The following is a 24,971-nucleotide window of genomic DNA, read 5'->3' as shown; positions in this document are numbered from 1 at the left end:
CCCGCGACGGATAAACGGCGGGGAGCCGGGCCGGGTCACGATGGGCGTGTCCCGGACCGGCTCCCGGTCGTGCCGGACGGCTACTCGTCGCAGGCGACCCCGTTCCGGTTCGAGTCGAGCTTCTGGGAGTCCTTCGCGGCCACCTTGAGGTTCTTGAAGCCGTGTTCGCGCAGCCAGACACACTTGTCGGTGACGCCCGCCGGGAACCGGACCGGGACGCAATGCGCGATGGTGCCGTAGTTGCGGTCGCAGCCGTCGACCGTCGGCGCCACCCTGACCGGGGCCGTGGGCTTGCGCTTGGGCTTCTGGCGGGTGATGCCGGGCTGACCGGCGAAGGTCTGCACGAACGGCGCCGGGGTCGCGTGCTTGACCGGCTTCGTCGTCTTGGCGGCCTTCTCCGGGGTCGTGGCGGTGCCGGCACCCTTCGTGGCGGCGGCCGGTCCCCCGGCGCTGGGCGAGACGGTGGGCAGGACACCGCGGGCGGCGACCGAGGTGGTCCGGATCGTCCCCGGATCGCGGGAGTCGAGCCCGACCCAGCTCACACCGGCGGCGACGGCCACCGCGGTCAGGACCACTGCGGCGAGACGTGTACGGCTCATCCGATCTTCACCCATTTCGCTACCGACGGGACGCCGTTGGTGCCGACCACGAACAGCATGTACCAGCCCGGCGGCGCCAGGTTCGGGTTGCTCGTCAGGTTCAGGTCGATCGAGTTGCCGTTCACGGTCATCGGCAGGTCGACGAACCGCTGGTTCGGGTCGCTGGAGTGCGTCACCGCGGCCGGGCGGATCAGCTCCGCCTTCAGGACCGGGCCGTCCACGGTGATCGTGTTCGAGCTGCCGTACGCCCAGTTCGCGCTGGACAGCGAGGTGATCTGCGGCCTGGCGCCCTTGAACAGGTACGGCGGCGAGTAGACCGACACCCGCATGTCGAACGTGCCGTTGCCGGGGTTGTCGCCGACCGCCATGACCCGGCCGTCGGGCAGCAGGAACGCCGACGAGTGGTATCCGCGCGGCACCGGGTCGGTGGCCATGCCCGGCGTGAACGTGTTGGTGGCCGGGTCGTACATCGACGCCTCGTAGACGGGGTCGGCCCGGTTGTGCAGCGCACCGCCGGTCTCGAACACCTTGCCGTCCGGGAGCAGGACCGCGGAGACGTACATCTTGCCCTGATCGCCGGTCTGCGCGACGCCACCGGTCAGCGTGCCCTGCGGGATCGACGGGCCGGCGGTGTAGGCCGGGGTCGCCTGCTTGAGGTCGATGAGGTCGGTGAGCCGGTGCGCGTCCGGGTTGGTCTCGATGTTGCCGCCGCCCATGGTCAGCACCTTCTGGTCCTGTGCCGGGGGCAGCAGCACGCTCATCGACTGGTCGCGCTCGTCCTTCTTGCGCAGGCCGTTGACGGGCGTGATGGTGTTCGCCCCGTAGTCGTAGATCGACGAGCCGGTGCCGGGCGTGCCGTTACCGAAGACGTGGCTGCCGGTGTAGAAGAGCCGGCCGTCCTGCATCAGGATCATCGACGGGTAGAGGCCCCAGAAGTTCCACGTCTGGTTCGCCTCGTTGAGGCCGAGCCAGCGGTTCTCCGACTCGTCGAAATACTGGGTGGCGACCATGCCGTGCGAGTCCTCGCCGAGACCGCCGAGCGAGATGACGTCACCGTTGCCGAGCGCCGTCGCCGACGGGTACCAGGACCCGGCGGTCATGTCGTTGACCCGGGTGTAGGTGTTGTTCGCCGGGTCGAAGATGTACGAGTTCTTCAGCCCCTTGTAGCCGTGGCTGCCGTCCGCGGCCGGGTAGTCCTTGTTGCCGCCCATGACCAGCACCCGGCCGTCCTTGAGCTGCACGTGCCCGGAACAGAACAGGTCCTCGGGCGTCGGCACCGCGGTGAACTGCCCGGTCCCCGGCTTGTAGATGGCGGTGGTGAACGTCTTGGCGGCGAACGCGGCCGGGTCGTTGCCGGAGCCGGCGATCAGCAGCACGTTGCCGTTGCGCAGCACCACGGCGTGGATGGCCCGCACCGACGACTGGAACGGCATGACCTGCCAGTCGCCCTTGACGCACTTGTCACCGGCGCTGCACGACGCGTCCGGCACCGTCTGGGTGGCGTCGACCATGGTGTAGTCGTCGGTCTTCAGGGTGCCGTTGCCGTAGATGGTGACACCCCAGACGATCTGGTCGGTGTTCGCCGGGATCTGCGGGGTGCGGACCGTCTGCTTCGTCCAGTCGGCGGCCACCGCGAGGCTGGCCAGGTCGGTCCAGTACACCCAGCCCTGCTGGACGTCGTGCCGGAACACGGTCATCACCGTGTTCGGCGTGCTCGTCTTGTACCAGACGGACAGGTCGTACTGGTGGCCCGGCGTGACGTTGGGCGCGCACGAGGTGTCCTCGAGCATCATCGCCTTGCGGTCGCCCTGACCGGCCGTGGTCAGCGTGACCGACATCGATCGGGCGCCGGAGTGCGCGTCCGTGCTGACCGCGAAGGTGTGGCCGTTCGCGCCCCACCCGGACTGCTCCCAGCAGACCGGGAAGCCGTCACCGGCGAGACTCTCCAGGCCCGGGTTGGCGATCAGGTTCGCGCCGGCTGACGCCGGACGTTCCGGAAGACCGAGGAAGAGTACGAGGGTGAGCACCAGGAACTGGGCTATGTGGAGCCGGTTGCGCCGGCTCAGCATCGGTCGAGGTTGGGTCATGGCTTCTTTCCCGCTCGGTAGATCAGCCTGTCGGAGATCAGGAATCGGACGACGAAGGACGCGACGAGGGTCAGCAGGTTGCCGGCGAGCACGCCCAGGTGCAGGCCGCTGACCAGCAGGGTCAGCATCGGGATGCGCAGCAGCAGGTCGGCGTTGCCCATGAGGAAGAACCGGGCCGACCGGCTGACGAGGCCGCTGCGCCGGTGGTTGCGGTACAGCAGCGTGTCGGTCAGGACGAAGTTCCAGCCGACCGCCACCACGTTGGCGGCCACCGCGGCGGCCGCGTAGTGCATGTCGGTGAGGTGCAGCAGCGCCCAGAGCACGGCCTGGTTGGGCAGCAGGCCGGAGAGCCCGATCAGCGCGAACGCCAGCATCCGCAGCCGGGCGAGGCCGAAGCGCAGGACGCCGACGTGCTTGAGGAAGCGGATGCCCTCGGCGGCGGTCGACTTGGACTCGCCGGCGTGCCGGGCCTGGAAGCCGTACGGCACCTCGACGATCCGGCCGGGCCGGTTGCGGACGATCAGTTCGAGCAGGATCTTGTAGCCCAGCGGCCGCAGCGAGGAGGCGTCCAGCGAGCTGGACCGGATCGCGAACAGCCCGCTCATCGGGTCGCTGACCGAGAGCAGGTGGTTGCGGAACAGGGTCTTGACCAGCAGCGTCGAGCCGCGGGACACCAGCCTGCGGTATCCGTCGGCGAGACCACCGGTGTTGCCGCCGTGCGCGTATCGGCTGCCGACGACCAGGTCGGCGCCGTCGCGCAGACCGGCCGCGATCAGGTCGGGCACGATCTCCGGCGGGTGCTGCAGGTCGGCGTCCATGACGACGATCCACTCGCCGCGCGCGATCCGCATGCCCTCGACCACCGCGCCGCCGAGACCGCCGGCGCCGTTCTCCCGGTGGTGCACGGTGATCGCGATCGGGTAGTCGGCGGCGAGCGCCTCGATGACCTCCGGGGTGCCGTCGGTGCTGTCGTCGACGAACACGATCTCGGTGTCGTCGTGCGGCAGGGCCGCGGCCAGCCTCGCCAGCAGGGCGGGCACGTTGTCGCGCTCGTTGTAGGTGGGGACGATGAGGCTCTGCCGCAGGGTCCCCGGCGCCGGGCGGACCCCGATCTCGCCGGGCAGCACGGCCCGGGTGCGCCCGAGCCGGCGGTACCGGTCCAGCGAGAGGGTCTTCTCCCCCGGGGTGACGGTGGCCTGGTGCGGCATGCCGACGGCCGCCCGGCCCTGAGCCTGGGTGGTCATGATGAAGGGGTCTCCTTGTTGATACGGCGGATCTCGATGCGCCCGTCCGCCGGGCCGAACGAGGCCTCCAGCGTCGAGTTGGTCAGCAGCGCGGTCACCAGCGGCAGTGAGCTGGGGTCCTGGCGCAGTGCGGGCGTGGACACCAGGTAGTCGACGTCGCGCCAGCCGTTCGGCAGGCGGGCCTGCACGGCCGGGTCGAGGTCGAGCTTGTAGAACCAGATGACCTGGTCCTCCGGGAATCCGGCCTGCACGCAGTCGAGCCAGAGCACGTCGTCGACGACCACGGTGGTGCCGGCCCGGTCCGGGACGGAGGTGCGCAGGTACTCGGCGGCGGCCGTGTAGCCGGCGTTGTCGTCGGCGGTCAGGCTGCGGTGGTTGCCGGCGACCCAGCGCGGGCCGATCAGCATGACGGCGAGCAGCACGGCCACGGTCGCCAGGGCGGGCCGCCACCAGCGCTGCCGGTTCGGCACGGCGCGGGCGATGACGTCGATCATCCCGGCCGCGACGATGGCGAAGAACGGGAGGATCTGGACGACGTACATGGCCGGCAGGTAGCCGCCGGGGCGGACGGCGACCAGCACCAGGATGACGGCGGCGACCGCGGGCGGGCGCAGCCGGCGCACGAACAGGGCCGGGACCGTGGCGAGCAGACCGGCGATCAGGATGACCGGGTCGTAGAAGAGCCAGGACTGGATCAGGTCGTACGATCCCGAGCCGGCCTGGAACACGCTGCCCGTACCTGAGCGGTTGGCCAGCTGGAACTGCCAGGCGCCGATCAGCGACACGTGTCCGGGGCCGGGGAACAGCTCGCCGCGCAGCAGCGCGTAGAGCGGATAGAACATGCCGACCAGCACGAGGCCGCTCAGGTAGCCGCCGACCGCCCACGGCCGGGTCGAGCTGCGGGCCGCGTTCTGCCACAGCGCCACGCACACTGCGGGCAGGGTGACCAGCATGGTCTCCTTGCTGAGCACGGCGACCGCGGTGGCCGCCCCGGCGGCGGTGTAGTGCCACAGGTTGCGGCGCGGGGACAGCACCAGGGCGAGCGCGCCGAGCATCCAGGCGACGGCGAAGCTGTCCAGGTAGATCTCGCGGTACATGGTGATGGTCAGCGGGGACAGGCCGAAGATCAGCAGACCGATCGCGGAGGTCCGGATGCCCATGCCGAGGCGGCGGCAGATCAGGTAGACCATCAGCAGGCTCGCGGCGACGACCGGGATCATGGCGACCCGGCCGGCCGTGACTGCGGGACCGCCGACACCGAAGACGTCCGGGATCCAGGACAGGGCGGCGAGCTGGATCCAGGCCAGCGGCGGATGGTCGTACCAGTACGTGTAGTGGGCCAGGCCCTTGCCGGTGGCGACCGCCCAGGCCTGCGCGTAGTAGGTGCCCTCGTCGTCACTGGCCATCGGGAAGCCGGTGATGTTGACCGTCAGGAGCACGAGCACCAGCGCGGTCAGACCGCCCGCGAGTAACCCCTCACCGCCGCTGAGCTCGCGTCGGCGTACCCACGAAGGCTGTTGATCTCGATCCGGGACCAGGGCCCGCGTCGGCTGCGTCTCGACCGCGTTGCCGCGTGCCTTGGGAATGAGCGCGGTGGTCTTCGGCTCGCTGGTGGTGGTCATGCGGCACCGACCTCGGCGTTGGCGTTGCTGCTGGTCAGGTGGGCGCCGACGTGGGCGGTCAGCTCCCAGTTGCGCCGGCCGGTGTATTCGCGCCAGACGGCGCGCAACGCGGCGACGCTCAGGACCAGGGCGTACGGGAAGGCGCCGAGGATGAGCCGGGCGTAGTGGATCGGCTTGATCTTGAGGTTGTACTGCTGGCCGAAGTCGCGCAGGCCGACCGTCTGGAAGACGATGTTGGCGGCCATCGGCACCACCGGCACGAAGGTGGCCAGGGCGATGCCGATCGGCAGGTCGGCGAAGATCGCGGCGGCCACCCCGATCGGGATCGCCACGCCGGAGAACGCCTGCAGGAACGGGCCGACCAGGGTGTATCGGGCCAGCAGCCGCTGCCCGAACGTCGGCAGCCGCCGCCACTCCCCCTTGCGCAGGACCTGCAGGAAGCCCTGGTTCCAGCGGGTCCGCTGCTTGAGCAGGCTGCCGATGCTGTCCGGGGTCTCCTCGCGAGTGACCAGGGACGCCTCGTAGGCGACGACCACCTTGGCGCCCCGGCTGGACAGGCGCACGCCGAGGTCGCAGTCCTCGGCCAGGCACGTGCCGTCCCAGCCGTTGGCGGTGCGCAGCACGTCGGTGCGCACGAAGACGGTGTTGCCGCCGAGCGGGATGAAGCCCTTGCGGGCGTGCAGGTGCAGGCGGCTGCGGAACCAGAAGAAGTATTCGAGGCAGTTGTGCAGGCTGTACCAGCTGGAGTGGAAATTGATCAGCTGGACGCCGCCCTGGACGACGTCGGCGCCGGTCGAGCGGAACGCGTGGTCGACGTGTTCGAGCAGATGCGGGTGCACCTGATCCTCGGCGTCGAAGACCCCGACGACATCACCACGCACATACGGCAACGCGGTGTTGAGGGCGCGCGGCTTGTTCTTCACCTCGTTGTGGTCGGTGACGACCAGCACCCGGCCCGGCGCGTTCTCCGCCGCCCGGTGTGCGACCGCGGCCGTGTCCGGGTCGTCGTGCCCGACGATGACGATGATCTCGTAGCCCTGGTGGGTCGAGCGGAGCAGGCGCTGGATGGTGTGTTCCAGCACGGCCTGCTCGTGCCGGGCCGGCAGCAGCAGGGAGAACGTCAGCCGGTGGTCACCGTCCGGCTCGGCGAAGCGCGTCGCGGCGAGTGTCTCCGGGGTACGCCACGCGTGCATGGTCCACCAGAGGGTCACCGCCGCGAACGTGGCCAGCACGACGGAAGTGAGAATCATGACGGCGGCAGCCAAGGTCGTCGCCTTTCAGCAATGGGGAATTTCGCCACCAGAAATGGAGCGGCACGACCATATCGCGATGGCCCGCACGCCATTCAAGTCGATCTCGGCAATTCCCACTTCCCGGTGATTCATTTCGATTATGTTTCCGCGGAGCACCGGTCGGATGGACGACAAATTCCGTTATGGAATCCGCTTCCGGGGACGAAAAACGGCCCGGCGCAAGAATCCGGGTGCGGCCGGGCGGCGGGGCGTGACACCCACTGAAAGAACATAAGCCATGTCGGCTCTTTCTCGCGTCACGCGTCCGGGGGAACAACCCCGGCATCCCCGAAGCGTTCGCGGCCGACTCAGCAAATGCGGCTTGTGTCCTATTTGCCGTCAATGTGGATTGCAGATTGTCCTGATGGCGATAGTCACATAGGCGGACTTGATCACCAGGAGCATGATGATCCCCGTCCCTCACTGTTTGGAGAACATGATGCTGGACTCAACGCTCCGCAGGCGGTCGCTGTTCGCCGCCGGCGGCGCCCTCGCCGGATCGATCACCCTCGCTTCGGCAGCCCAGGCCTCGCACCCGGCGGGCAGCCCGCTCGAGCAGCTCCTCGCCGGCAACCGGCGGTTCGTCAGCGGCCACAGCAAACACCCGCACCAGAGCCCCGCACGGATCCGCGAGATCGCCGCGGGTCAGCACCCGTTCGCCGTCATCCTGGGCTGCGCGGACTCCCGGGTCGCCCCGGAGATCCTGTTCGACCAGGGCGTCGGCGACCTCTTCGACAACCGGGTCGCCGGCAACGTCGTCGACGACATCCTGCTCGGCAGCATCGAGTACGCGGTGGAGGAGTTCGCGCCGCCGCTGGTCATCGTCCTCGGACACGAGCGCTGCGGCGCCGTCTCGGCCACCCTCAACGCGATCCGGACCGGCGGCGAGGCCCCCGGCCACATCGCCTCCATCGTGGAGGCGCTACGGCCGATCCTCGAGCCGTACGCCGACGACCCGGACGGCGTGGAGAAGGGTGTCTTGGCCAACATCCGGGCGCAGGTCTCCGCCCTCGTCACACGCAGCGAGATCATCGCGCACAGCGGAGCCCAGGTGGCCGGCGCCCGCTACGACCTCGACACCGGCAAGGTCACACTCGTCCACTGATCCGTCAGGACACCCCTATGCGGTCGCCGGCCGGCTGGTCGTCGGCCGCGTAGAGGCCGGTCAGGGCGAGCGCCTGGCGCACGTGACCGCGCGGGCCGGCGATCTCGTATCCGAAACCGCACCGCAGTGCCCGGGTGTAGCCGATCAGCAACAGTTCGAGGCATTCGCTGCCGATCGAATCGACGCCTTTCATGTCGACGACCACCCGGTGCCCGCGGCGGCCGGAGGCGAAGGCATCACGCATACCGACGCGCAGAACCCGATCGGCGCCCCGGTCGAAGGCGCCGATCAGGTGCAGATGGACGGAGGATCCCGTCCGCCGGTTGGTTCGCTCGATCTCGTAACGCGGGTCGGTCATGTGTGAAGTGGTACCCGCGCAATGTGTCCGGGAGCCGAAATTCCGATGACACCGTGACCGAGCCAACAATTTCCCACTCAGAAAGGAACGCAGACCAGCTCGCTGTAGAGCAGATCGATATCCTGCGGTTGCAGGGTGTCACTACGGAACATCCGGCGGCGCGCGGTCGGCACCCGGACCGCGGCACGCGGATGGAACCCGGCGACGCGCGGCTCGAGCAGGGTGGCCGGGATGCCGTACCGCAGCAGCAGGTGCCGGGTGAACGGCCGGAACATCCGGCGGAACACGGCCGGGTCGGTGACGTGCACCAGCGACGCGAACAGCGGCAGGCCCTTCGGCCGGTCGTGCCGGAAGACCACATAACAGACGCCTCCGCGATCGGCGAGGACCACGTGACGGGCCGCGGCGGTCTCCCGGTGATCGACGTAGAGCTGCAGATCCTCACCGGCCAGCAGGTCCTCGATACGGCGTGGATCCGACGTCACCACCCGGCCCCGGCCGGGCAGGGATGGCCAGGGCACATTGGGTACGGCCAGCAGCGTGCTGTCGAGGTGCCGGAATCCGAGGCGCTCGTTGATCGGTATGACGTTGCCGCTCGGCGACAGATCGGTGAAGTGGTAACCCTCCTGTCTCAGCAGCGCCCGCAACAGCTTGACGCTGAGCAGGCGATACTGCGGCAGCACGCACCAGCCGGCCAGATTGCAGAACCGGTGCCGCACCCCGCCGACCGACCGTTCCGCGTAGAAGGCCAGATAGACACCGACGACGATGCCGGCAGCGAGGAGCATGAAACCGTGATTCGGCGCCGTCGACTTCCACGGCGGGGTCAGCGTGCGTGCCCACAGATCGACACTGATCCGGGTGTTGAGATTGGCGTGCAGGAAGTGCGCGACCCGGGACACGTCCGCGGACGTGATCGGCAGGACCTGGACGTTCATCGAGTCAGGATGCCAGCCGGCCGGGTGGCGGCCACAGTCCCAGATGTCACCTCATAGATGAAGCGGAATCACAAACCCGCCGCCCAGGCCAGCAGTTCGGTGCGGGCGGCGGTGAGCGTGGCGGCCGGCACCGACGCCACGTCCGCGGCGTTGACCACGAGCGCCACGTGCGGCGCCCCCGGAGCCGAGCCGCCCGCGTCCAGCAACAGCCGCCGGGCCGTGGAGGCACCCACCTCGGTGGTCACCGAGATCGGTCCGGTCGCCGGGATCCCGGCGACAACCCCCAGATCGGACACCACGGCGGTACGGGCGGACGGGAACGACCCGGGCAGGTGGAGTTCGGTCGGCGCACCCGGTGCGGTCGCGGGCCTACGCCAGACCAGCACGCCGTACTGCCGCCCGGCGACCAGCCCGGCGATCGCCGGCAGCCGGGACGGCACCGTGAGCCACGCCTGCTGCCGGCCCGCGCCCGCATAACCGTCGCGCGCCAGATCCTCGTAGGCGAACGCGACCGTCCGGCCGGCGACCGCACTCGGGTACAACCGGTCCAGCACCCGCCGGTCCAGCCGCAACGTCCCGTTCGCGATCACCGAGTGATCCTCCTCATTCCACGCGTCCCCGGCGGTCTGCACCTTGTCCGGGTTGCCGTTCATCAGCTCGCGGTGCCGGCCGCTGTAGACGTCCCAGTGCCACTGGGTGGCCGACAGCACCGGGCCCGAGCGGGCCGCGTTGTTCCAGAACGAGGCACCGGACAGCCGCGAGTCGAGCCCCTGATACATCGAGCGGACCATCCAGGGGGTGCGGGCGCTGCTGCTCGTCCCGGACACCGCGTTGCCGAACTCGGAGACGAAGGCGCCGGTTCCCAGCGCGGTGGCGCGGTCCCGGATCCGGTTCATCGCCGCGCTGTACGTGCCGTCGCCGGCCGCGCTCGGGTCCAGCGTCATCCGGCTGCCGTCGTAGTAGTGGCTGTTGAAGACGTACCGGCTGCCCAGCGTGCCGGCCGTGGACAGGCCCCCCTGCTCGAAGAACCCGGTGTTCCAGAAGACCAGCGGCTCGGCGTAGAGCGGCAGCGCGGTCCAGCCGGCCGTGTCCATCACGGCACGGAACCGCTGGTAGAACGGCATCAGGTAGGTCGTCTCCCAGGTGGTCCCGGAGGCGCCGTCGAGACCGCCGTCGAACGGTTCGTTGAACGGGTCGACGCCGAGCATCATGCCGAGATCCACCCGGGAGCGCAGATGGGTGAGAGCGGCGCGCGCCTGCGTGAGATAGGCGTCCTGCACCCCGTAACGGTTGCGCCAGAAGTCGTACACGGCCGACCGGACCGCGCCGTTGTTCATCATGTTCTGCCCCCACAGGAAGCAGATGCCGCAGGACTCGTCCGGATAGGTCCCGGCGTCGATCACCCACTTCGGTGCGCCGTCGCCGGTGTACCAGCTGTCCGGGTCGAACAGGTGCGCCGAGTAGAGGTCCTGGTGCCAGTCGAGCAGCACCCGGATGCCGCGGTCGGTGAACTGGCGGATCTGGTCGGCGGCCCGGTCCAGGTACGCCGTGTCGATGCGGTCGCGGGCCGGCTGCACCCCCTCCCAGCTGATCAGGAAGCGGATCGCGTTGGCGCCGGTCAGCTCGCGCATCTGCGACGCGGCGGTTGCCGCGTCGGCGGTGCTGCGGAACGGGAGGAGACCGTTCTCGTACAGCTTGGTGCTGCCGGACACGTTGAAGCCGCGCAGCACGATCTCGCGGCCGGCGGCGTCGGAGACGGCTGCCGCGGCCGGCTGAGCCGGCGCGACGAACCCCGCGAGAACCAGTAGAAGTGCCAGGAAGAAGGCCCGCATGTATCGACCGTAATCACTTGTTCACCTTGGGCAACACTGGTGAAAACTGCGACGCATGGGGCCTTTCCACCAGGTCTCTACTTCTTGACCGACGCCGGCCGCTGGTCGTACAGGCATCCGGCGGTCTTGCCGACCTTGCGCAGACCCGTCAGGTCGCCGGCGCCCCACACCGCCTTCTTCGAGGTGATGGTGTGATACATGATCTGATTCCGGTCGTTCTGCTCCGGGTGGGCCAGGCCGATCGCGTGGCCGATCTCGTGCATCAGCACCGCCCCGGTCGTGCCGCCGGACGACCCGCCGAATCCGCGGGCCATCGACTTCAGCGCGGTCGCGTTGAGCACCACCGAGCCCTCGACCATCCGCAGCGCCCTGCCGCCGGACGCGGTGTACGCGGTCTGCCAGGCGCCCCCGCCCATGCCGAGCGCACGGGCACCGGACGGCAGCCACTTACTGTGCTTGCCGGGCGTGGCCCACGCGATCACCAGCTCGGTGCCCGCCGGATAGGTTCCCTTGTAGCCCTTGCCCGCCTGCGGGATCACGTCGGTCGTCCCGGCATAACGGAACGTCAGGCCGGTGGCCGCCGAGATCCGGCTGAACGCGGTCTTCACCTCGGCCAGCGAGTTCTTCGGGGCCCGGTCCAGGTTGACCCGGTAGTCCAGCGCGCCACCACAAGGGTTCCAGCGGGCGATCAGGGCGTCGCCGTGCGCCTGGCTCATGAACGCATAGGCCTTCGCACTGCCGGCGGCGGCCAGAGCCACGCCGGGCTGTGCCACCACCAGCGTCGACACCGCGGCGAGCAGGAGCAGAACACGCTTCATACGACAGGTCCGATCTGAAAAGAGGGACCCCATTCTGGGATCGCCTCCGGTGCCGCCCCGGTTGATCACCGGGTGCCGATCGGTTGCCCTCTTCGCCAGGCCCGGATCGACTTCCTCCCCAGGCCCGGATCAGCTTCTTCCGCAGGTCGGGGTCAGCTTCCTCCTCAGGCCCGGATCAGCTTCTTCCGCAGGTCGGGGTCAGCTTCGGACGTATCGCGGGACGGGCTTCTTCTGCTCGTAGAGGCGTGCGTCGGCGACCGCGTAGAGGCTGTCGAAGTCGTCACCGTCCACACCGAGGACCGCGGCGCCGATGCTCGCGCCGGTCCGCGCGGCCAGGGCCGTACGGAGGTCCGCGGCCACCGCGAAGGCGTCGCCACCGGTCAGCAGGACCACGAACTCGTCACCGCCGAGCCTGCCCACCACGTCCTCCGGCCGCACCCGCTCCCGCAGCGTCGCCGCGACCCAGCGCAGCAACTCGTCACCGGCCGCGTGCCCGTAGGCGTCGTTGAGCTGCTTGAACCGGTCCAGGTCGAGTACCAGCAGCGCGGCGGCCCGGTCCTCCTCGATCAGGGTGGCGAACCTCTCGGCGAACCCGCGCCGGTTCAGCACGTCGGTCAGCACATCCACCCGCGACAGCCGGGTCAGGAGCCGCCGCTGCCGGGCCGCCGAGCGGCCCTGCAACGCACAGGCGGTCGCCGCGGCCGCGGTCCCCAGCAGCTGGATCACGAGGAACCAGCCACCCGGATCGCCGACCAGCAGCCCGACCAGCACGTACAGCCCACCCGCGGCGACCGCGACCGGCCCCGCCACCTCCGGACGCATGCCGAGCATGAGCAGCGGAATCGAGATCAGCACCCCGATCCCGAGCGGCTGGTCCACCCCACCGTCCAGCGTGGCGATCGCTGCGCAGCTCACGAACGCGCTGAACGCGAACGCCAGCATCACCGGCCGCGCCAGCCGCGACCGGCTCACCCAGTCGGCGCCGGCGACCAGCGCCACCCCTGTGACGAACCCCCACACCGACAGCGCGATCATGCCCGTCCGGTGCGGATGGTCACCGGCCACCAGCGCCACGTAGATCATCGCCACGCAGGTCTGTGTGATCGACATCCAGCCCGGATCGGCGATCGAGTGCCGCCGCCGCTCCCGCGCCTCCACCTCCGGCACCGGACCGGACGGCCGGATCCCGGCTCGCGCGCGAGCCACCGACTCGGCGCACGGCGCCCGCCGCTCACGGGCCGCCTTGTCCTGATAGAGCCGCTGGTCCGCGACGAGCAGCAGCTCGCTGAGGTCCTTCGCGTCCTCCGGGAACGTGGCATGACCGAGACTGCCCGGCGCGCACGGCCGCAGCCGCTCCCGGAGCCGCTCCACCACGGCTTCCGCGTCGGCCGCGCCGGTTCCCGGCAGCAGCATCGCGAACTCGTCGCCGCCCTGCCGCCCCACCGCGTCCCGCGCCCGCAGGTCGGCGCGCAACTCCTGACCGGTCCACGCGAGCAGCTCGTCGCCGGCTCGGTGGCCGTACGTGTCGTTGACCTCCTTGAAGTGGTCGAGGTCGAGCAGCACCAGGGTGACCGGCGTGCCGGATCGTTCCGCCTCGGCCATCGCGGCCGCCACGGAGGAGTCGAACCCGCGCCGGTTCAGGCAGCCGGTCAGCGGATCGGTGCGCGAGCTGTCGGCCAGCCGCCGCCGCAGCGACGCGAGCACGGCCGAATGCCGCAGGCACAGGAACGCGATGCAGGCGAAGGCAAGGGAATGCACCAGCGGATACCCGGCGGGCGGTGTGTCGCCGAAGAGCAGGACCACGGCGTACGCGACAGCGCCCGACCCGGCCGTCACCAGGAACATCCGGGGTGGCACCACGACCGCCATCAGCACCACCGACAGCGGGATGAACGTGCCGAGCGGCCCGGCCACCCCACCGTCGAGCACGCTCAGCGCTGCCGAACCCGCCAGGCTCACGCCCGCGGCCGCCTGCTGGATCCAGATCCACCACCGGGTCCGGGAGATCCACTGGGCGGCCACCCAGGCCAGCGCCGAGAAGCCGATCATCAACGCCGCGACCAGCAGCATCGGGCTCCGGTGCGGAGAACTCCAGGTGCCGATCGCGTAGGCCGACGACAGCACCGCCGGCACCGCGCCGTAGGCCGCGGAGGCCCGCAACGACTGCCGGCGGGACCGCTGGGCCGTACCCAGGGAATCGCGCTCCACGACGCGGCACCTCCCTGGCTGAGCTCGACCCAGGCACCATCGGCACGCGGTCCCCCGCCTTGAGGCTTCCGCCTCCCATGCGTCGACCGCCCTGTGACTCTCCGGAGTCGGCAGCTCGTCCAGGGCGCACCGGCTGTCCGGATTCACCCGCACGCACAGGGATTCACCCGCCTGGAACGGCCCGTATCCGCTCCTTTCCGTCGACGCTGGGAGGGTCAGATGACACCGCCGAGCACGGCAGGGGGACCGCCGCATGCAGAGCCGGCTCCGCATCGCTGGCCACGGGATGCAGCCACTGCTGCTGATGTTCCCGCTCGGCCTGTTCTGGACGGCCTTCGTCTTCGACCTGGCCACCCTGCTCGGGGCACCCGCCCTGATCGGCACGGTCGCGTTCTGGAACCTGGTGGCCGGCCTCGGTGGCGGCCTGCTCGCCACGCTGACCGCCGGCTTCGACGCGGCCACCGCGGCCGGGCCGGCCGCCCGGATCTTCGTCCTGGCCCTGCTGCTCGACGCCGGCGTGCTGATCACCTTCGCCGTCCTCACCCTGATGCGCGTCCGCGATCCGGACCGGACCGTGAACGCCGGCCTCCTGCTGGTCGAGGTGGCCGGCCTCGCCGCCGCGGGCTTCAGCGCCTGGTTCGGCGGCCGTCTCGCCGACCCGCGCGCCCCCGTCGCCGACCCTCGCCCGCCGCGAGCCGCCGGTCCCCGAGCCGACGGCCTTCTGAGCGGCGGCCGTCTGGACACCGGCCACGCGGAACGTCCGCCTGCCGGTCACCCGCCTGCCGCTCACCCGGCGGACGGGCCACGCGTGCCCCGGCAGGCCGGTTTCCGGCAGCGACTCATCGCCGCCGGACGGAGGTCGAGCCAGCCGGCGTCGTCCTCCCTGGTGAGGTAGGCCTGGCAGGTCTCACAGGTCTCGGCAGACCTCAGGCAGGTCTCGCAGGTCTCCGCAGGTCTCGGCAGACCTCAGGCAGGTCTCGCAGGTCTCCGCAGGTCTCGGCGGTCCTCAGACGGGTCTCAGGCAGGCCGAACCTGCTCCGGGCCGGCTCCGGCCGCCGTCAGCAGGCGCCCGGCGATCCGGCGGGCCGCCTCACGCAGTTCGGGCCCGCCGAGGATCCGGTACGGGACCTCGAGGGCCGGCAGCTGGCGGGCATACCAGTACGGGCTGCTGGTGCTACCGGTCAGAACCGTGGTGCCGGGCTCGGGGCCGGGGCGCAGGGTTCCGAGAGCCGAGCCGACCATGGCCGCCACCCGCTCCGGAGTCGCCTCGATCAGGATCTCGGTGTGGTACTCCCAGCCGGTGGCCAGGTGCTCGTCGAGGACGGCGACCGGGTCCAGAGTGGCCGGTGGCAGGAACGTGGCGGCCAGGACCTCCACCGCCGTGACCCGGTCGATCCGGTAGGCACGGCGGGCATCGGCACTGTGCGCGTGGCAGAGCAGGTACCACCGGCCGTACCGGACCACGATCGCCCACGGGTCGGCGTCGGTCGTCCACTCGTTGCCGGCCTCGGAGCGGTAGCTCACCCGTACGACCAGATTCTGAGCGCAAGCCCGCACCAACCGGGAGGTGATCTCGGGGTCGGGCCGCGCAGCGCCCGGGTCGGGCGCCGGCGCCGCGGTGCGCCGGACCGCCTCGACCTGGGCGCCCAGGCTCTCCGGCAGCACCCGGACGATCTTGCCGAGCGCGCTGCCCACCGGGTCGGACGTGTCACCGGCCGCGTGGTGGCCGTCGAGAACCGCCATGACCAGGCCGAGCGCCTCGGACTGGGTGAAGATCAGCGGGGCCGGGCGGGCGCCGCGACCGACGCGATAGCCGCCGTACGGCCCGCGCACCGACTCGATCGGGATGCCGGCCTCGCGCAGGATCGCGATGTAGCGGCGAGCGGCGCGTTCGGAGATGCCGCCGAGGCGTTCGGCGAGCCGGTCGGCGGTGATGCCGGGGCTGCCCTGGACGGCCTCGAACGCCATCAGCGCCCGCGCGGTCGGGCTCTCCACAGAAACGTCCCCACATTCCGGAAGTAGAACGTCCGGAAGCGAGGTTAGCGTGCCGTCATGATTCCGATGGGACCACCCGCCGCCGGCACCGAGACCGAGACGCTGATCGGCGCGCTGGAACGTCAGCGCCGCATCTTCGCCTGGAAGAGCGGCGGACTGGATGCGGCCGGCCTCGCCGTCACCGTGGCGGCCAGCACGATCACCCTCGGGGGACTGCTCAAGCACCTCGCCCTGTGCGAGGACATGTACTTCTCGATCCGGCTCGGCCGGCAGCCGGCGGCCCTGTGGAAGGACGTGGACTGGGACGCCGAGACCGACTGGGAATGGCGCAGCGCCGCCGCCGACAGTCCCGGCGAGCTCTACGCGCTCTGGCGGGAGTCGGTGGAGCGCTCGCGGGCGAACATCGCGGAGGCGCTGGCCGCGGGCGGCCTGGACCATCCCGCCGACTTCACCTGGCCCGACGGGCGTACGCCCAGCCTGCGCCGGATGCTCGTCGACATGATCGAGGAGTACGCCCGGCACACCGGTCACGCCGACCTGATCCGCGAGTCGATCGACGGCCTGGTCGGCGAGGACCCGCCGGAGTGAGGCGCGGGTCAGGCGCCGGGGATCTCGAAGATCATGCAGCTGGAGGTGGCGTGGGCGATCAGCCTGCCGGCCGAGTCGGTGATCCGGGCCTCGGCGAGCGCGGTCCGCCGCCCGCGCTGCAGCACCGTGCCGGTGCAGGTCAGCCGGCCGGAGGCGATGGTGGCCGGGCGGAGGAACTTCACGTTGAGGTCCATGCTGGTGTAGCCGACCCCGGCCGGCAGGGTGCTGTGCACCGAGCAGGCGGCCGCGGTGTCGAGCAGGGTGGAGAGGACTCCGCCGTGCACCGAGCCGAGCGGGTTGTAGTGGAACTCCTGCGGCTCCAGCTCGAGGGTGACGCTGCCCTCCACGGCCCGCATGCCCACGGCGTCGATCAGGTGCATGATCGGCGGAGGCGGGAGCTCGCCGCTGGACATGGCGTTCAGGATCTCCAGCCCGCTGCGGCGGCCGAGCTGACTCGCGTGCTCGGCCGGATCGGTCCAGCCGAACGTACGGGTGCGGGCGGCTTCCTGGGTCTGCGTCATGGATGCAGGCTTGCAGAGGCTTGCTGCATCTGTCAACGAGACTTAGCCTTCCTCACATGCCGCCTCCCTCCGCCTCTCCCCTTCCGGCCGCTTCTCCCTCCGCCGCTGCCCCCGCCGCCCCCGACCGGTCCGGCGCCCCCTCCGCCCTCAACTGGTCTGTCGACAACTGCACCGTCGAACGGGCCATGGGCATCCTCGGCGAGAAGTGGGCCCTCGTGGTGCTGCGCGAGGTGTTCTCCGGCATCCGGCGCTTCGATGACATGCGGGTACGCACCGGCATCCCCCGCCAGGTCCTCACCAACCGGCTGAGCTCCCTGGTCGAGAACGGGGTGCTGCGCCGCGAGCCGTACCGGGAACCCGGCTCCCGCGTCCGTCACGAATACCGTCTCACCGAGAAGGGCCTTGACCTCTACCCGGTCATGATCGCGCTGGCCGAATGGGGCAACCGCTACCTCGCCGACCCCGAGGGACCACCCATCGAGTACGCCCACCGCGACTGCGGCGCCGAACTGCACCTCGCCGTGACCTGCGCGGACGGCCATCTCGTGGAGAAGAAGCGGGAGATCCAGCCCCGCCCCGGACCGGGCGCACGGCCACGCTCGGCCGATGCCGCATCCTGAACACGGTTCGTCCTCGCCGTTCGTTCGTCTTCGCCGGTGAGTTATCCCCTCGCGGATAACCGCGTAACGGCCGCGCCCACGGCGGTCCGAGCACTCGCCCAGCGGGGATCGTCTGCCCACGGCGGTCCGAGTGCTCACCCGGCGGGAATCCTCTGCCCACGGCGGTCCGAGTGCTCACCCGGCGGGAATCCTCTGCCCACGGCGGTCCGAGTGCTCACCCGGCGGGAGTCCTCTGCCCACGGCAGTCCGAGTGCTCACCCGGCGGGGCTCATCGCAGAGGGTGTCCCCGCCGGGTTTGCGGGCGATCGCTCAGCGAGAGGCGCTCAGCGGCAGGTCGCGGACCAGCATGCGGTGCGAACGCCAGCCGGGGAACGGGATCAGGTCGCCGACATGCAGGAACTTGAGCCGCTGCAACGCGTGCCACACGCGGGTGTTGGTCTCGGCCACCGCCAGCGAGACGCGCTCCTCCTTCCGCTGATCGAGAAGATCAGCCACCATGCGTACGCCCAGCCGGTGCCGTTGATAGGCGGGGTCGACGAACGCCTCGCAGATGGCGAACGTGCGCCCCTCCCACTCGACGGCCAGGCCGGGATCGTTCACATCGGTCAGGTCGCGCCACCACAGGGTCTCCGGCGGCAGTGGACAGCCCATCACGGTCCCGACCAGCTCACCATCCACGTAAGCAAGTGCCGCCTGGAAGCCGGGCGCCTCAGCGGTCCAGCGCAGACGGTCCTCTAACGACGGTTCGCTGTGGTCGGTCAGGTGCAGGTCGGCGGCGTGCACACGTCGGTACACCTTCGCCAGTTCATCGAGGTCGACCTTCTCGGCAAGGACTACGGAACTTATTTCAGACATTTTGAATCACGCGTGCCCCCACGCCTGAACCTCCGTTAACTCGATAAGGTAAGCCTTACCTAATCAGAGGCTCATTCGCATTGGCAAATCCCACCTATCCCACGGCCGCCTCCGCCGTGACCTCGGCCTGCGACCGGACCCAGCGTTCATGCGCCTCGGTGACCCGTGGCCAGAGAACAGCCCTGTCCTCCGGCGACAGGACGATGCCGAAAATGTCGGCGAGCGCATCGAAATAAGCCGTTGAATCACGGAGCTCGCAACGGGCCGGCTCGGCACCGATCCGGGTCAATGTCAGGCCCCGCAGCACGTCGGCGCCGGTCGCGTCCCGCCGGGCGGCCAGAGCCACGCGGACGAAGCCGGAATCCGGCGAGGTCGAGAGCTCGACATGCCTCTCCTGGAAGTCCGACATGCGGGCGGACTCAGCCCGGAAATCCATGCCGAGGAAGGCGGCCGACGGATCATGGTCGAACCTCCACCCACCCGGCGTCGCCTCGGAGGCGCGCAGGGCGTACCGGAAAGGTCCGTCCTCATGTATGCCCTCGACCAGCGGAAGTGGACCGTGCAGGCCGTCGCCCATGCCGAGGTCGACCAGCCAGGAGCCGTCCGGCGACTCGGTCGACGGCAGATCGGAGACGGTGAGGACCAGGTGGTTGGCCGAGATGTCAGGAGCCGGATCGGCATGCCCCTGCACCCCGCCGACGTGCCGGGTGACCTGGTATCCCATCGCCCGCAGCAGCGTCGAGAAGGCGCCGTTGAGGTGATAGCAGTAACCACCGCGGCCGCTCACGATGCGCCGGATGGAGTCCGCTGGACAGATCGTCGTCGGCCGGTCGAGATGGATCTCCAGGCACTCGTAGGGCACCCGCTCAGCATGCGCCCGGTGCAGCGCACGCAGAGCCGGCACGCTCGGCTCGTGGCCGGCCAGCTCGGGCAGGCCGAGACGGGCGAGATAACCGGGGACGTCGACAGGATCGGGCATGGGAACACGCTAGCGGCCGGGTACGACATCTCGGTCCGCCGGAAACGTGCCTACGATCCACGGATGACGATCAGCGACACCCGGGCCCGGCGACCGGTCATCACCCTCCTGGTCGTCTGCCAGAGCACGATCGGGCTGATCTTCGGCGGGATCGGCCTGTTCCTGCCCCTCATCCGCAGCGATCTCGGCCTGAGCTTCACCGAGGCCGGCACGCTGGCCGCGGCGAGCAACCTGACGTACGCGTTGATGCAGGTCCCGTCCGGTTACCTGGCCGACCGCTTCACCCCGCGACGGCTGTTCGTCATCGGGCTGGTGGGGATGAACCTGCTGGCCGCGCTCTTCGCCGTGCTCCACTCGTACCCACTGCTCCTGATCGATCAGGCACTGGCCGGGTTCTTCCGCGCCCTGGTGTTCACGCCGGGCATGCTGCTGATGACCGAACTGTTCCCACCCGGCCGGCGAGCCACCGCGATGGGCCTCTACGTGGTCGGCGGGTTCTCGTCGAACATCCTGCTCAGCGCGGTCGGCCCGCTCCTGGTCGGCCCGCTCGGCTGGCGTCTGCTGTTCATCCTGTTCGCCTGCTCGGGCCTGCTCGCGCTGGCGCTCTACCGGTTCCTCGCCGGGCCGGCCCCCGAGCGACCACGCACCGACCCGGTCCGGTTCGCCGAGCTGCCGGGTCTCATCCGGCAGAGGATCGTGCAGCTCACCGGCGTCATCCAGTTCACCCGGCTGGCCGTGGCGCAGGGCTTCACGTTCTGGCTGCCGACCTACCTGGTCGTCGATCGTGGCCAATCGCTGGCGTCGGCCGGACTCGTCGCCGCCGTCGCCTCGGCGATCAGCGCGCCGGTCAACTACCTCGGCGGCTACCTGTCCGACCGGATCAACCGGCCGCTCCTGGTCATCGGCGGTTCCCTGGCCGTGCTCACCGTCGGCTTGAGCCTGCTCACGTACGCGCCGGGGATGGCAGGGCTACTCGGTGTGGTCGCGCTGATCTCGGTGGCGATCCAGGTCTACTTCGGGCCGTTGTTCGCCTTGCCGCTGCAGGTCCTCGGCGATCGAAATGCCGGGCTCATCAGCGGTTTCGGCAACTTCTGCGCCAATCTGGGGAGCTTCGTCTTCGTGTACGCGCTGGGCGTCGTGAAGGACGTCACAGGATCGTTCCGCGCCGGCTACCTCAGCCTGGCCGCCCTGTGTGTCGTCGCCCTGCTCGCCACGTGGCTGACCCGCCCACTGGTCCACCGAGCGGCCTCGGACTCTGCGTTTGGGAGCGCTCCAAGTTAAGCTCACGGTGGGACGCCTCATTTAAGGACTCAACGCCATGCTGATGGCTCTGCTGCTCGACGCCGCCAACATCGTCGGCGGTCTCCTGCTCGCGATCCCGCTGCTCGGACGCTTCCCGGTGATCGCCCGTCTCACCGCCCGCATCGCCGGATGGCGCTGGCTGATCGGCATCGTGGCGCTGGTCGCGGGCGGATACTTCCTGATCGTCCATCTGATCTCCGGGCCGCACCTGTTCCACTTCGAGGTCGTCGGCATCGCCGTCGGCGTGATCCTCGCCTGGGAGCGGCTGACCGGGCGCCGGCCCCTGGTTCCGGCCGCCGTCTCCAGCGGATCGTCGGGGCCGGACTCGTCCGGCCACGCCGCCGACGGCCTCGGCGGAGGTGCGGCCCCCAATGCGGCTACCGCACCCGGTGGCGTCGCCGGACCGCCGCCGGCCGATCTCGCGGGGCCGGCACTGCTCGTCGCCGTCTTCGGCATCATCGCGATCGTCGTCGGCCTGCAGGGCCTGTTCACCCCCAACTGACCTTCCGCGACGACATCGCCGTCGGCTTCCGGCCACACCGCTGCCCGCTTCAGGCCACACCGGTGCCCGCTTCAGGCCACACCGCTGCCTGCGCCGAGCGACACCACTGCCCGCTTCGGGTGACCACCGCCTGCTCAGGGCGACACCACCGCCGGCGCCGAGCGGCGCCACCGCCCGCTTCGGGTCACCACCGCCCGCTTCGGGTCACCACCGCCTGCTCAGGGCGACACCGCCGCCCGCTTCGCTCGCCGAGGGCCGAAGCGGGACGGTGTCGATCGCTCGGCGGCGATTACCGGCCGCACATCGGGCAATCGCGGTTGGGCAACCGCCCGTCGGCAGCCAGCGCTGACGGCGCACCTAGGGCGACTACGGCGCCAACATCCGCACTTCGGGCAATAACAGCAGCCATCTGCCGACCGTCACTGCATCGACCCACGCCAAGGCGACCGCCACCAGCACCACACCGCGAGGTGACCGCTGTCAGCCGCCACATGCCGGGACCGACCGCCGACCGCCAGCCACCGGCCACCGGCCACCGGCCAGATCTTGGACAATGGCGACGGTCTCGACTCGTATCTTCGGGGCGCCGCCACGTCCGATGTGTGGTGACGCCCACCCATGCACCGCAGATCACCACGCACACCGCCGGCCCTGGCAACGTGGAGACCTACGCCAACAATCTCAATACCCACAGGCGCACCGCAGATCGCCACGCACTCCGTCTGGTCCCGGCAACGTGGTGACCTACGCCCACCCGCGCGCCACACATCACCACGCACACCGCCGGCCCCGGCAGCGTGGAGACCCACGCCCACCCGCGCGCCACACATCACCACGCATGCCGCCCTGATTGGCGGGGCGGCAGGTTGGGGAGCGAGGGTCGGGCCGGGGTTGGGCGCTTTGTTCATGTGTACGGCCCCGTCAAGGGGTGGGGAACGGGTGGCGCAAGGGGTTGTAGGTGTCGCGGTAGGCGCGGGGGCCGATCGCGGGCAGGATCAGGTGGCGCAGCCAGGACGGCAGGGCGGCGGCTCGGGAGAAACGGTCGGTCGCGGTCTGGACGTGGGTGACCCGGTCGCGGCGGAGGCGCTCGTAGTGGGCTCCGGCGTCGTCCCAGTCGGTGGTGGCCAGCAGTTCGGCGAGTACCAGGGCGTCCTCTACGGCCAGGGCCGCCCCCTGGGCCCAGACCGGCGCGGTGGCGTGGGCGGCGTCGCCGATGATGACGCAGCGGCCGTTCGACCAGGTGGGAGTGCGGATCTCCTCGATCGGGGAGTGATAGAGGTCGGTCATGCTGTCCAGGACGGTGCGGACGGGTGCCGGATAGTCCTTGAAGGTGGTGTGCAGCCAGGACTCGTCGGCGCTGACCGGGCCACCAGTGGTGGCGGAGGCGTACCCGTAGACCTGATGATCATCGACCGGGATGAGCAGGAAGGCGCCGCCGGGACCAGACCAGACGGTCCAGCAGTCGACGCCGGGGTTGGGCGCCATGAAGCGCCAGCTCGCGGAACTGAGCAGGGCCAGTCGCGTGACACGTCCACGCCCGGCGGCACGAGCCCCGGAGCCAAGGCCGGAACCGGAGCTAGGGCCCGAACCGGAGCCGAAGCCAGGGCCGGAGCCGAAGCCAGGGCCCGAACCGAGACCAGAGCCGGAACCGAGACCAGAGCCGGAACCGAGACCAGAGCCGGAACCGCGGCCGGGGTCAGAGCCGGTGCTGGGACTGAGGCCAGGGCCGGGGCTGGGGCTGGGGCTGAGGCCGGGGCTGGGGCTGGGGCTGAGGCCGGGGATGGAATCAGACGCCGGCCCGGGAGCCGAGTCGCCGCGACGCGGGAGGTCCGCGGCGTGGGATGAGTCGCCGAGGGCGGTGGCCCGGACCACGGAGCGGACGCCGTCCGCGCCCGCGACGAAGCCGTACCGCTGGAGGGTGTCGTCTCCGAATTCGACGTCGGCTCCTCCGGGGACCGGGCGGACCGCGGTGACCGGCAGCGGGCGCCGGATGGTGTCGTCGAGGCCGTCGGCGAGCAGGGCCAGCAGGTCGGAACGGCGTACGCATCGGGGCCGCGCCTCCGGCCCCCAGAAGGCGTCCTCGTCGACGGAGAAGATCAGACGGTCGCGCATGGACCGGTACTCGCGGCGTTCGGTGGGGCGGCCGAGTTTGGCCAGACCGTCGGCGAGGCCGAGCGCGGCGAAGGCGGCGATCGCGTTGCCGGGCAGGTTGATCGCCAGGCCACCTGACCACGAACCTGAAGGACCGTCGTCGGCCACGGTCACCGGGACGTCCTGGCGGCGCAGCGCCCGCGCCAGTGCGAGGCCCGCGATGCCGCCGCCCACCACAAGTACGTCCATGACGAACCAGGCTCCCCCTCATCGATGCTCATCGGATCGAAGTGCCCACAACCGGACAGTCCACGGTACGGTGCAAGCCATGTCGATCAAGGGCGACCTGGCGATGGCACGTGTCATGTCACACTGCGGCGGCTCGCCCGCGGCCGGCCTGAGGTTCGCCGCCGGTGCGGTCGTGCGGGACCCGGGCAGCCTCGAGCCCTATCAGCTGCTGGCCGAGATCCGTGAACAATATCCGGACACCGGCGCCGACCGGGTCGGTCTCGCCGGGCTCCTGACTGATGCCTATCTCGCCCGTCTGGCCGGCGACATGGATGCCGCTGCCACGGCTCTGGCCTGGGTGACCGGTTACCGGCCGGACGTACCGTGGGCGGATGCGCCCTGGTTCGACGACGACCTGGTCGCGGGCCTGTCGCCGACGGGGATGGGCGACGCCGCGATCGCCGTCGCCGATGCCGGGCAGCCTCTGGATGGTGAGAAGCTGACGCCGTGGTTCCGGGCGATCGAGGCGGTGTGCGCCCGTGAGCCGGTCCCGGAGCAGATGGCCCGGATGGCGATCATGCTGCGCTTCGCCGGCCGGATCGACGAGTCGTTCGCACTCTGCGACCGGGCCGACGCGATCGAGCCACTGATGATCACCTCGGTCGTTCGTGGCGCCACCCATCGTCATCTCGGTGACGGCACGGCGACGCGGCGCTGCTACGAGCGGGCGCTCGAGCTGGATCCGGGGAACTGGTCGCTCTACCTGGATCTCGCCGACCTGGCCGCCGCGGAGGACGACTTCACCGGCGCGGCGCAGCTGACGGCCCGAGGGCTGGAGCACGAACCGGATGAGCCGGCACTACGCGCCGCGGCGGCCGCCTACCGGGCCCGTGCGACGGGATCCGGCGAGGCGTTCGACCTGTTCCTGACCTTGGCGGCGGCGGTCGAGCACACCGGTTACCGCAAGGTGCTCGTCGGCCACGCCCTCGCCACGCCGAATCTGACCACGGAACGCCTCGCCGCCGGGCGCGCCTTTCTCTAGATGATGGCGCCACGCCCGCGAGAGATGATGGGCGCCACGCCCGCGAGAGATGATGGGCGCCACGCCCGCGAGAGATGATGGGCGCCACGCCCGCGAGAGATGATGGGCACCGGGCCCGCGAGCCGTAGCCGGCGCACCCTTGAAG

General features: G+C 70.3%; 23 protein-coding genes. 8 read left to right on the top strand and 15 right to left on the bottom strand.

Annotated features, from left to right (window positions below; genetic code table 11):
- Window positions 1-80: 80 nt before the first annotated feature.
- The 5 genes from CLV67_RS23165 to CLV67_RS23145 are packed head-to-tail and all read right to left on the bottom strand — an operon-like array spanning window position 81 to window position 6,802.
- Window positions 81-599 carry a hypothetical protein gene (locus CLV67_RS23165; protein ID WP_146169264.1) on the bottom strand — a complete coding sequence of 173 codons (519 nt, stop codon included), beginning with the start codon at window positions 597-599 and terminating at the stop codon, window positions 81-83.
- Window positions 596-2,686, bottom strand: coding sequence for a galactose oxidase early set domain-containing protein (locus tag CLV67_RS23160; protein WP_106321736.1), 2,091 nt, complete (start codon window positions 2,684-2,686; stop codon window positions 596-598). Before CLV67_RS23160 ends, CLV67_RS23165 begins: the two co-directional genes overlap by 4 nt.
- A complete protein-coding gene (locus CLV67_RS23155) occupies window positions 2,683-3,930 on the bottom strand; it encodes a glycosyltransferase (protein ID WP_239166458.1) in 1,248 nt (415 codons plus the stop codon). The genes CLV67_RS23160 and CLV67_RS23155 overlap by 4 nt, the downstream gene beginning before the upstream one ends.
- Window positions 3,927-5,552 carry an ArnT family glycosyltransferase gene (locus tag CLV67_RS23150; RefSeq protein ID WP_106321734.1) on the bottom strand — a complete coding sequence of 542 codons (1,626 nt, stop codon included), beginning with the start codon at window positions 5,550-5,552 and terminating at the stop codon, window positions 3,927-3,929. Before CLV67_RS23150 ends, CLV67_RS23155 begins: the two co-directional genes overlap by 4 nt.
- A complete protein-coding gene (locus tag CLV67_RS23145; protein WP_106321732.1) occupies window positions 5,549-6,802 on the bottom strand; it encodes a glycosyltransferase in 1,254 nt (417 codons plus the stop codon). The genes CLV67_RS23150 and CLV67_RS23145 overlap by 4 nt, the downstream gene beginning before the upstream one ends.
- On the opposite strand from CLV67_RS23145, the gene CLV67_RS54290 reads away from it, so the two are divergent.
- A complete protein-coding gene (locus tag CLV67_RS54290; RefSeq protein ID WP_275414916.1) occupies window positions 6,801-6,932 on the top strand; it encodes a hypothetical protein in 132 nt (43 codons plus the stop codon). The two genes, CLV67_RS23145 and CLV67_RS54290, sit on opposite strands and share 2 nt — an antisense overlap.
- Window positions 6,933-7,280: 348 nt before the next feature.
- Window positions 7,281-7,949: a carbonic anhydrase gene (locus CLV67_RS23140; protein ID WP_239166457.1), complete on the top strand. Its 669-nt coding sequence runs from the start codon at window positions 7,281-7,283 to the stop codon at window positions 7,947-7,949.
- Window positions 7,950-7,953: 4 nt separating this feature from the next.
- On the opposite strand, the gene CLV67_RS23135 is transcribed toward CLV67_RS23140, so the two are convergent.
- From CLV67_RS23135 to CLV67_RS23115, 5 genes are all read right to left on the bottom strand, one after another.
- The gene (locus CLV67_RS23135) at window positions 7,954-8,307 is read right to left on the bottom strand and encodes an STAS domain-containing protein (protein ID WP_106321730.1); all 354 of its coding nucleotides are present in this window, start codon (window positions 8,305-8,307) and stop codon (window positions 7,954-7,956) included.
- A gap of 77 nt (window positions 8,308-8,384) precedes the next feature.
- The gene (locus CLV67_RS23130; protein WP_170153963.1) at window positions 8,385-9,245 is read right to left on the bottom strand and encodes a GNAT family N-acetyltransferase; all 861 of its coding nucleotides are present in this window, start codon (window positions 9,243-9,245) and stop codon (window positions 8,385-8,387) included.
- Window positions 9,246-9,313: 68 nt separating this feature from the next.
- On the bottom strand, window positions 9,314-11,077 hold the full coding sequence (locus CLV67_RS23125; protein WP_106321728.1) for a cellulase family glycosylhydrolase: 1,764 nt from the start codon (window positions 11,075-11,077) through the stop codon (window positions 9,314-9,316).
- A 77-nt stretch (window positions 11,078-11,154) separates the two neighbouring features.
- On the bottom strand, window positions 11,155-11,895 hold the full coding sequence (locus tag CLV67_RS23120) for a matrixin family metalloprotease (RefSeq protein WP_106321726.1): 741 nt from the start codon (window positions 11,893-11,895) through the stop codon (window positions 11,155-11,157).
- A 198-nt stretch (window positions 11,896-12,093) separates the two neighbouring features.
- Window positions 12,094-14,103 carry a GGDEF domain-containing protein gene (locus tag CLV67_RS23115; RefSeq protein WP_170153962.1) on the bottom strand — a complete coding sequence of 670 codons (2,010 nt, stop codon included), beginning with the start codon at window positions 14,101-14,103 and terminating at the stop codon, window positions 12,094-12,096.
- A gap of 253 nt (window positions 14,104-14,356) precedes the next feature.
- On the opposite strand from CLV67_RS23115, the gene CLV67_RS23110 reads away from it, so the two are divergent.
- Window positions 14,357-14,998 carry a DUF2231 domain-containing protein gene (locus CLV67_RS23110; RefSeq protein ID WP_106321721.1) on the top strand — a complete coding sequence of 214 codons (642 nt, stop codon included), beginning with the start codon at window positions 14,357-14,359 and terminating at the stop codon, window positions 14,996-14,998.
- A gap of 122 nt (window positions 14,999-15,120) precedes the next feature.
- Here the strand turns inward: CLV67_RS23110 and CLV67_RS23105 are convergent, their stop codons facing one another.
- Window positions 15,121-16,098: a helix-turn-helix transcriptional regulator gene (locus tag CLV67_RS23105; RefSeq protein WP_239166456.1), complete on the bottom strand. Its 978-nt coding sequence runs from the start codon at window positions 16,096-16,098 to the stop codon at window positions 15,121-15,123.
- Window positions 16,099-16,155: 57 nt separating this feature from the next.
- Between CLV67_RS23105 and CLV67_RS23100 the strand changes: the two genes are divergently transcribed.
- Entirely contained in the window at window positions 16,156-16,686 is a 531-nt protein-coding gene (locus CLV67_RS23100; RefSeq protein WP_203737204.1) for a DinB family protein, read from the top strand.
- An 8-nt stretch (window positions 16,687-16,694) separates the two neighbouring features.
- On the opposite strand, the gene CLV67_RS23095 is transcribed toward CLV67_RS23100, so the two are convergent.
- Complete coding sequence (locus CLV67_RS23095; RefSeq protein WP_106321716.1) at window positions 16,695-17,207, bottom strand: PaaI family thioesterase; 513 nt, start codon at window positions 17,205-17,207, stop codon at window positions 16,695-16,697.
- A 185-nt stretch (window positions 17,208-17,392) separates the two neighbouring features.
- On the opposite strand from CLV67_RS23095, the gene CLV67_RS23090 reads away from it, so the two are divergent.
- Window positions 17,393-17,827 carry a winged helix-turn-helix transcriptional regulator gene (locus CLV67_RS23090; RefSeq protein WP_239166463.1) on the top strand — a complete coding sequence of 145 codons (435 nt, stop codon included), beginning with the start codon at window positions 17,393-17,395 and terminating at the stop codon, window positions 17,825-17,827.
- Between the two features lie 309 nt (window positions 17,828-18,136).
- Here the strand turns inward: CLV67_RS23090 and CLV67_RS23085 are convergent, their stop codons facing one another.
- Both CLV67_RS23085 and CLV67_RS23080 read right to left on the bottom strand, forming a co-directional pair.
- Complete coding sequence (locus CLV67_RS23085) at window positions 18,137-18,682, bottom strand: GNAT family N-acetyltransferase (protein ID WP_106321712.1); 546 nt, start codon at window positions 18,680-18,682, stop codon at window positions 18,137-18,139.
- 94 nt (window positions 18,683-18,776) lie between these two features.
- Complete coding sequence (locus CLV67_RS23080; RefSeq protein WP_106321710.1) at window positions 18,777-19,661, bottom strand: arylamine N-acetyltransferase family protein; 885 nt, start codon at window positions 19,659-19,661, stop codon at window positions 18,777-18,779.
- Between the two features lie 63 nt (window positions 19,662-19,724).
- On the opposite strand from CLV67_RS23080, the gene CLV67_RS23075 reads away from it, so the two are divergent.
- Window positions 19,725-20,942, top strand: a complete 1,218-nt coding sequence (locus tag CLV67_RS23075) for an MFS transporter (protein ID WP_106321708.1) — start codon at window positions 19,725-19,727, stop codon at window positions 20,940-20,942.
- A 37-nt stretch (window positions 20,943-20,979) separates the two neighbouring features.
- Window positions 20,980-21,465 carry a hypothetical protein gene (locus CLV67_RS23070; protein ID WP_239166455.1) on the top strand — a complete coding sequence of 162 codons (486 nt, stop codon included), beginning with the start codon at window positions 20,980-20,982 and terminating at the stop codon, window positions 21,463-21,465.
- A gap of 921 nt (window positions 21,466-22,386) precedes the next feature.
- On the opposite strand, the gene CLV67_RS53505 is transcribed toward CLV67_RS23070, so the two are convergent.
- Window positions 22,387-23,805 carry an FAD-dependent monooxygenase gene (locus CLV67_RS53505; protein ID WP_239166454.1) on the bottom strand — a complete coding sequence of 473 codons (1,419 nt, stop codon included), beginning with the start codon at window positions 23,803-23,805 and terminating at the stop codon, window positions 22,387-22,389.
- 79 nt (window positions 23,806-23,884) lie between these two features.
- Between CLV67_RS53505 and CLV67_RS52010 the strand changes: the two genes are divergently transcribed.
- A complete protein-coding gene (locus CLV67_RS52010) occupies window positions 23,885-24,826 on the top strand; it encodes a tetratricopeptide repeat protein (protein ID WP_203737202.1) in 942 nt (313 codons plus the stop codon).
- Window positions 24,827-24,971 lie beyond the last annotated feature (145 nt).

The sequence above is a fragment of the Actinoplanes italicus genome (assembly GCF_003001815.1).
Classification (GTDB): Bacteria; Actinomycetota; Actinomycetes; order Mycobacteriales; family Micromonosporaceae; genus Actinoplanes; species Actinoplanes italicus.
The sequence above is the reverse complement of the archived record's forward strand: the minus strand, read 5'-3'. Positions and strand labels throughout refer to the sequence as shown.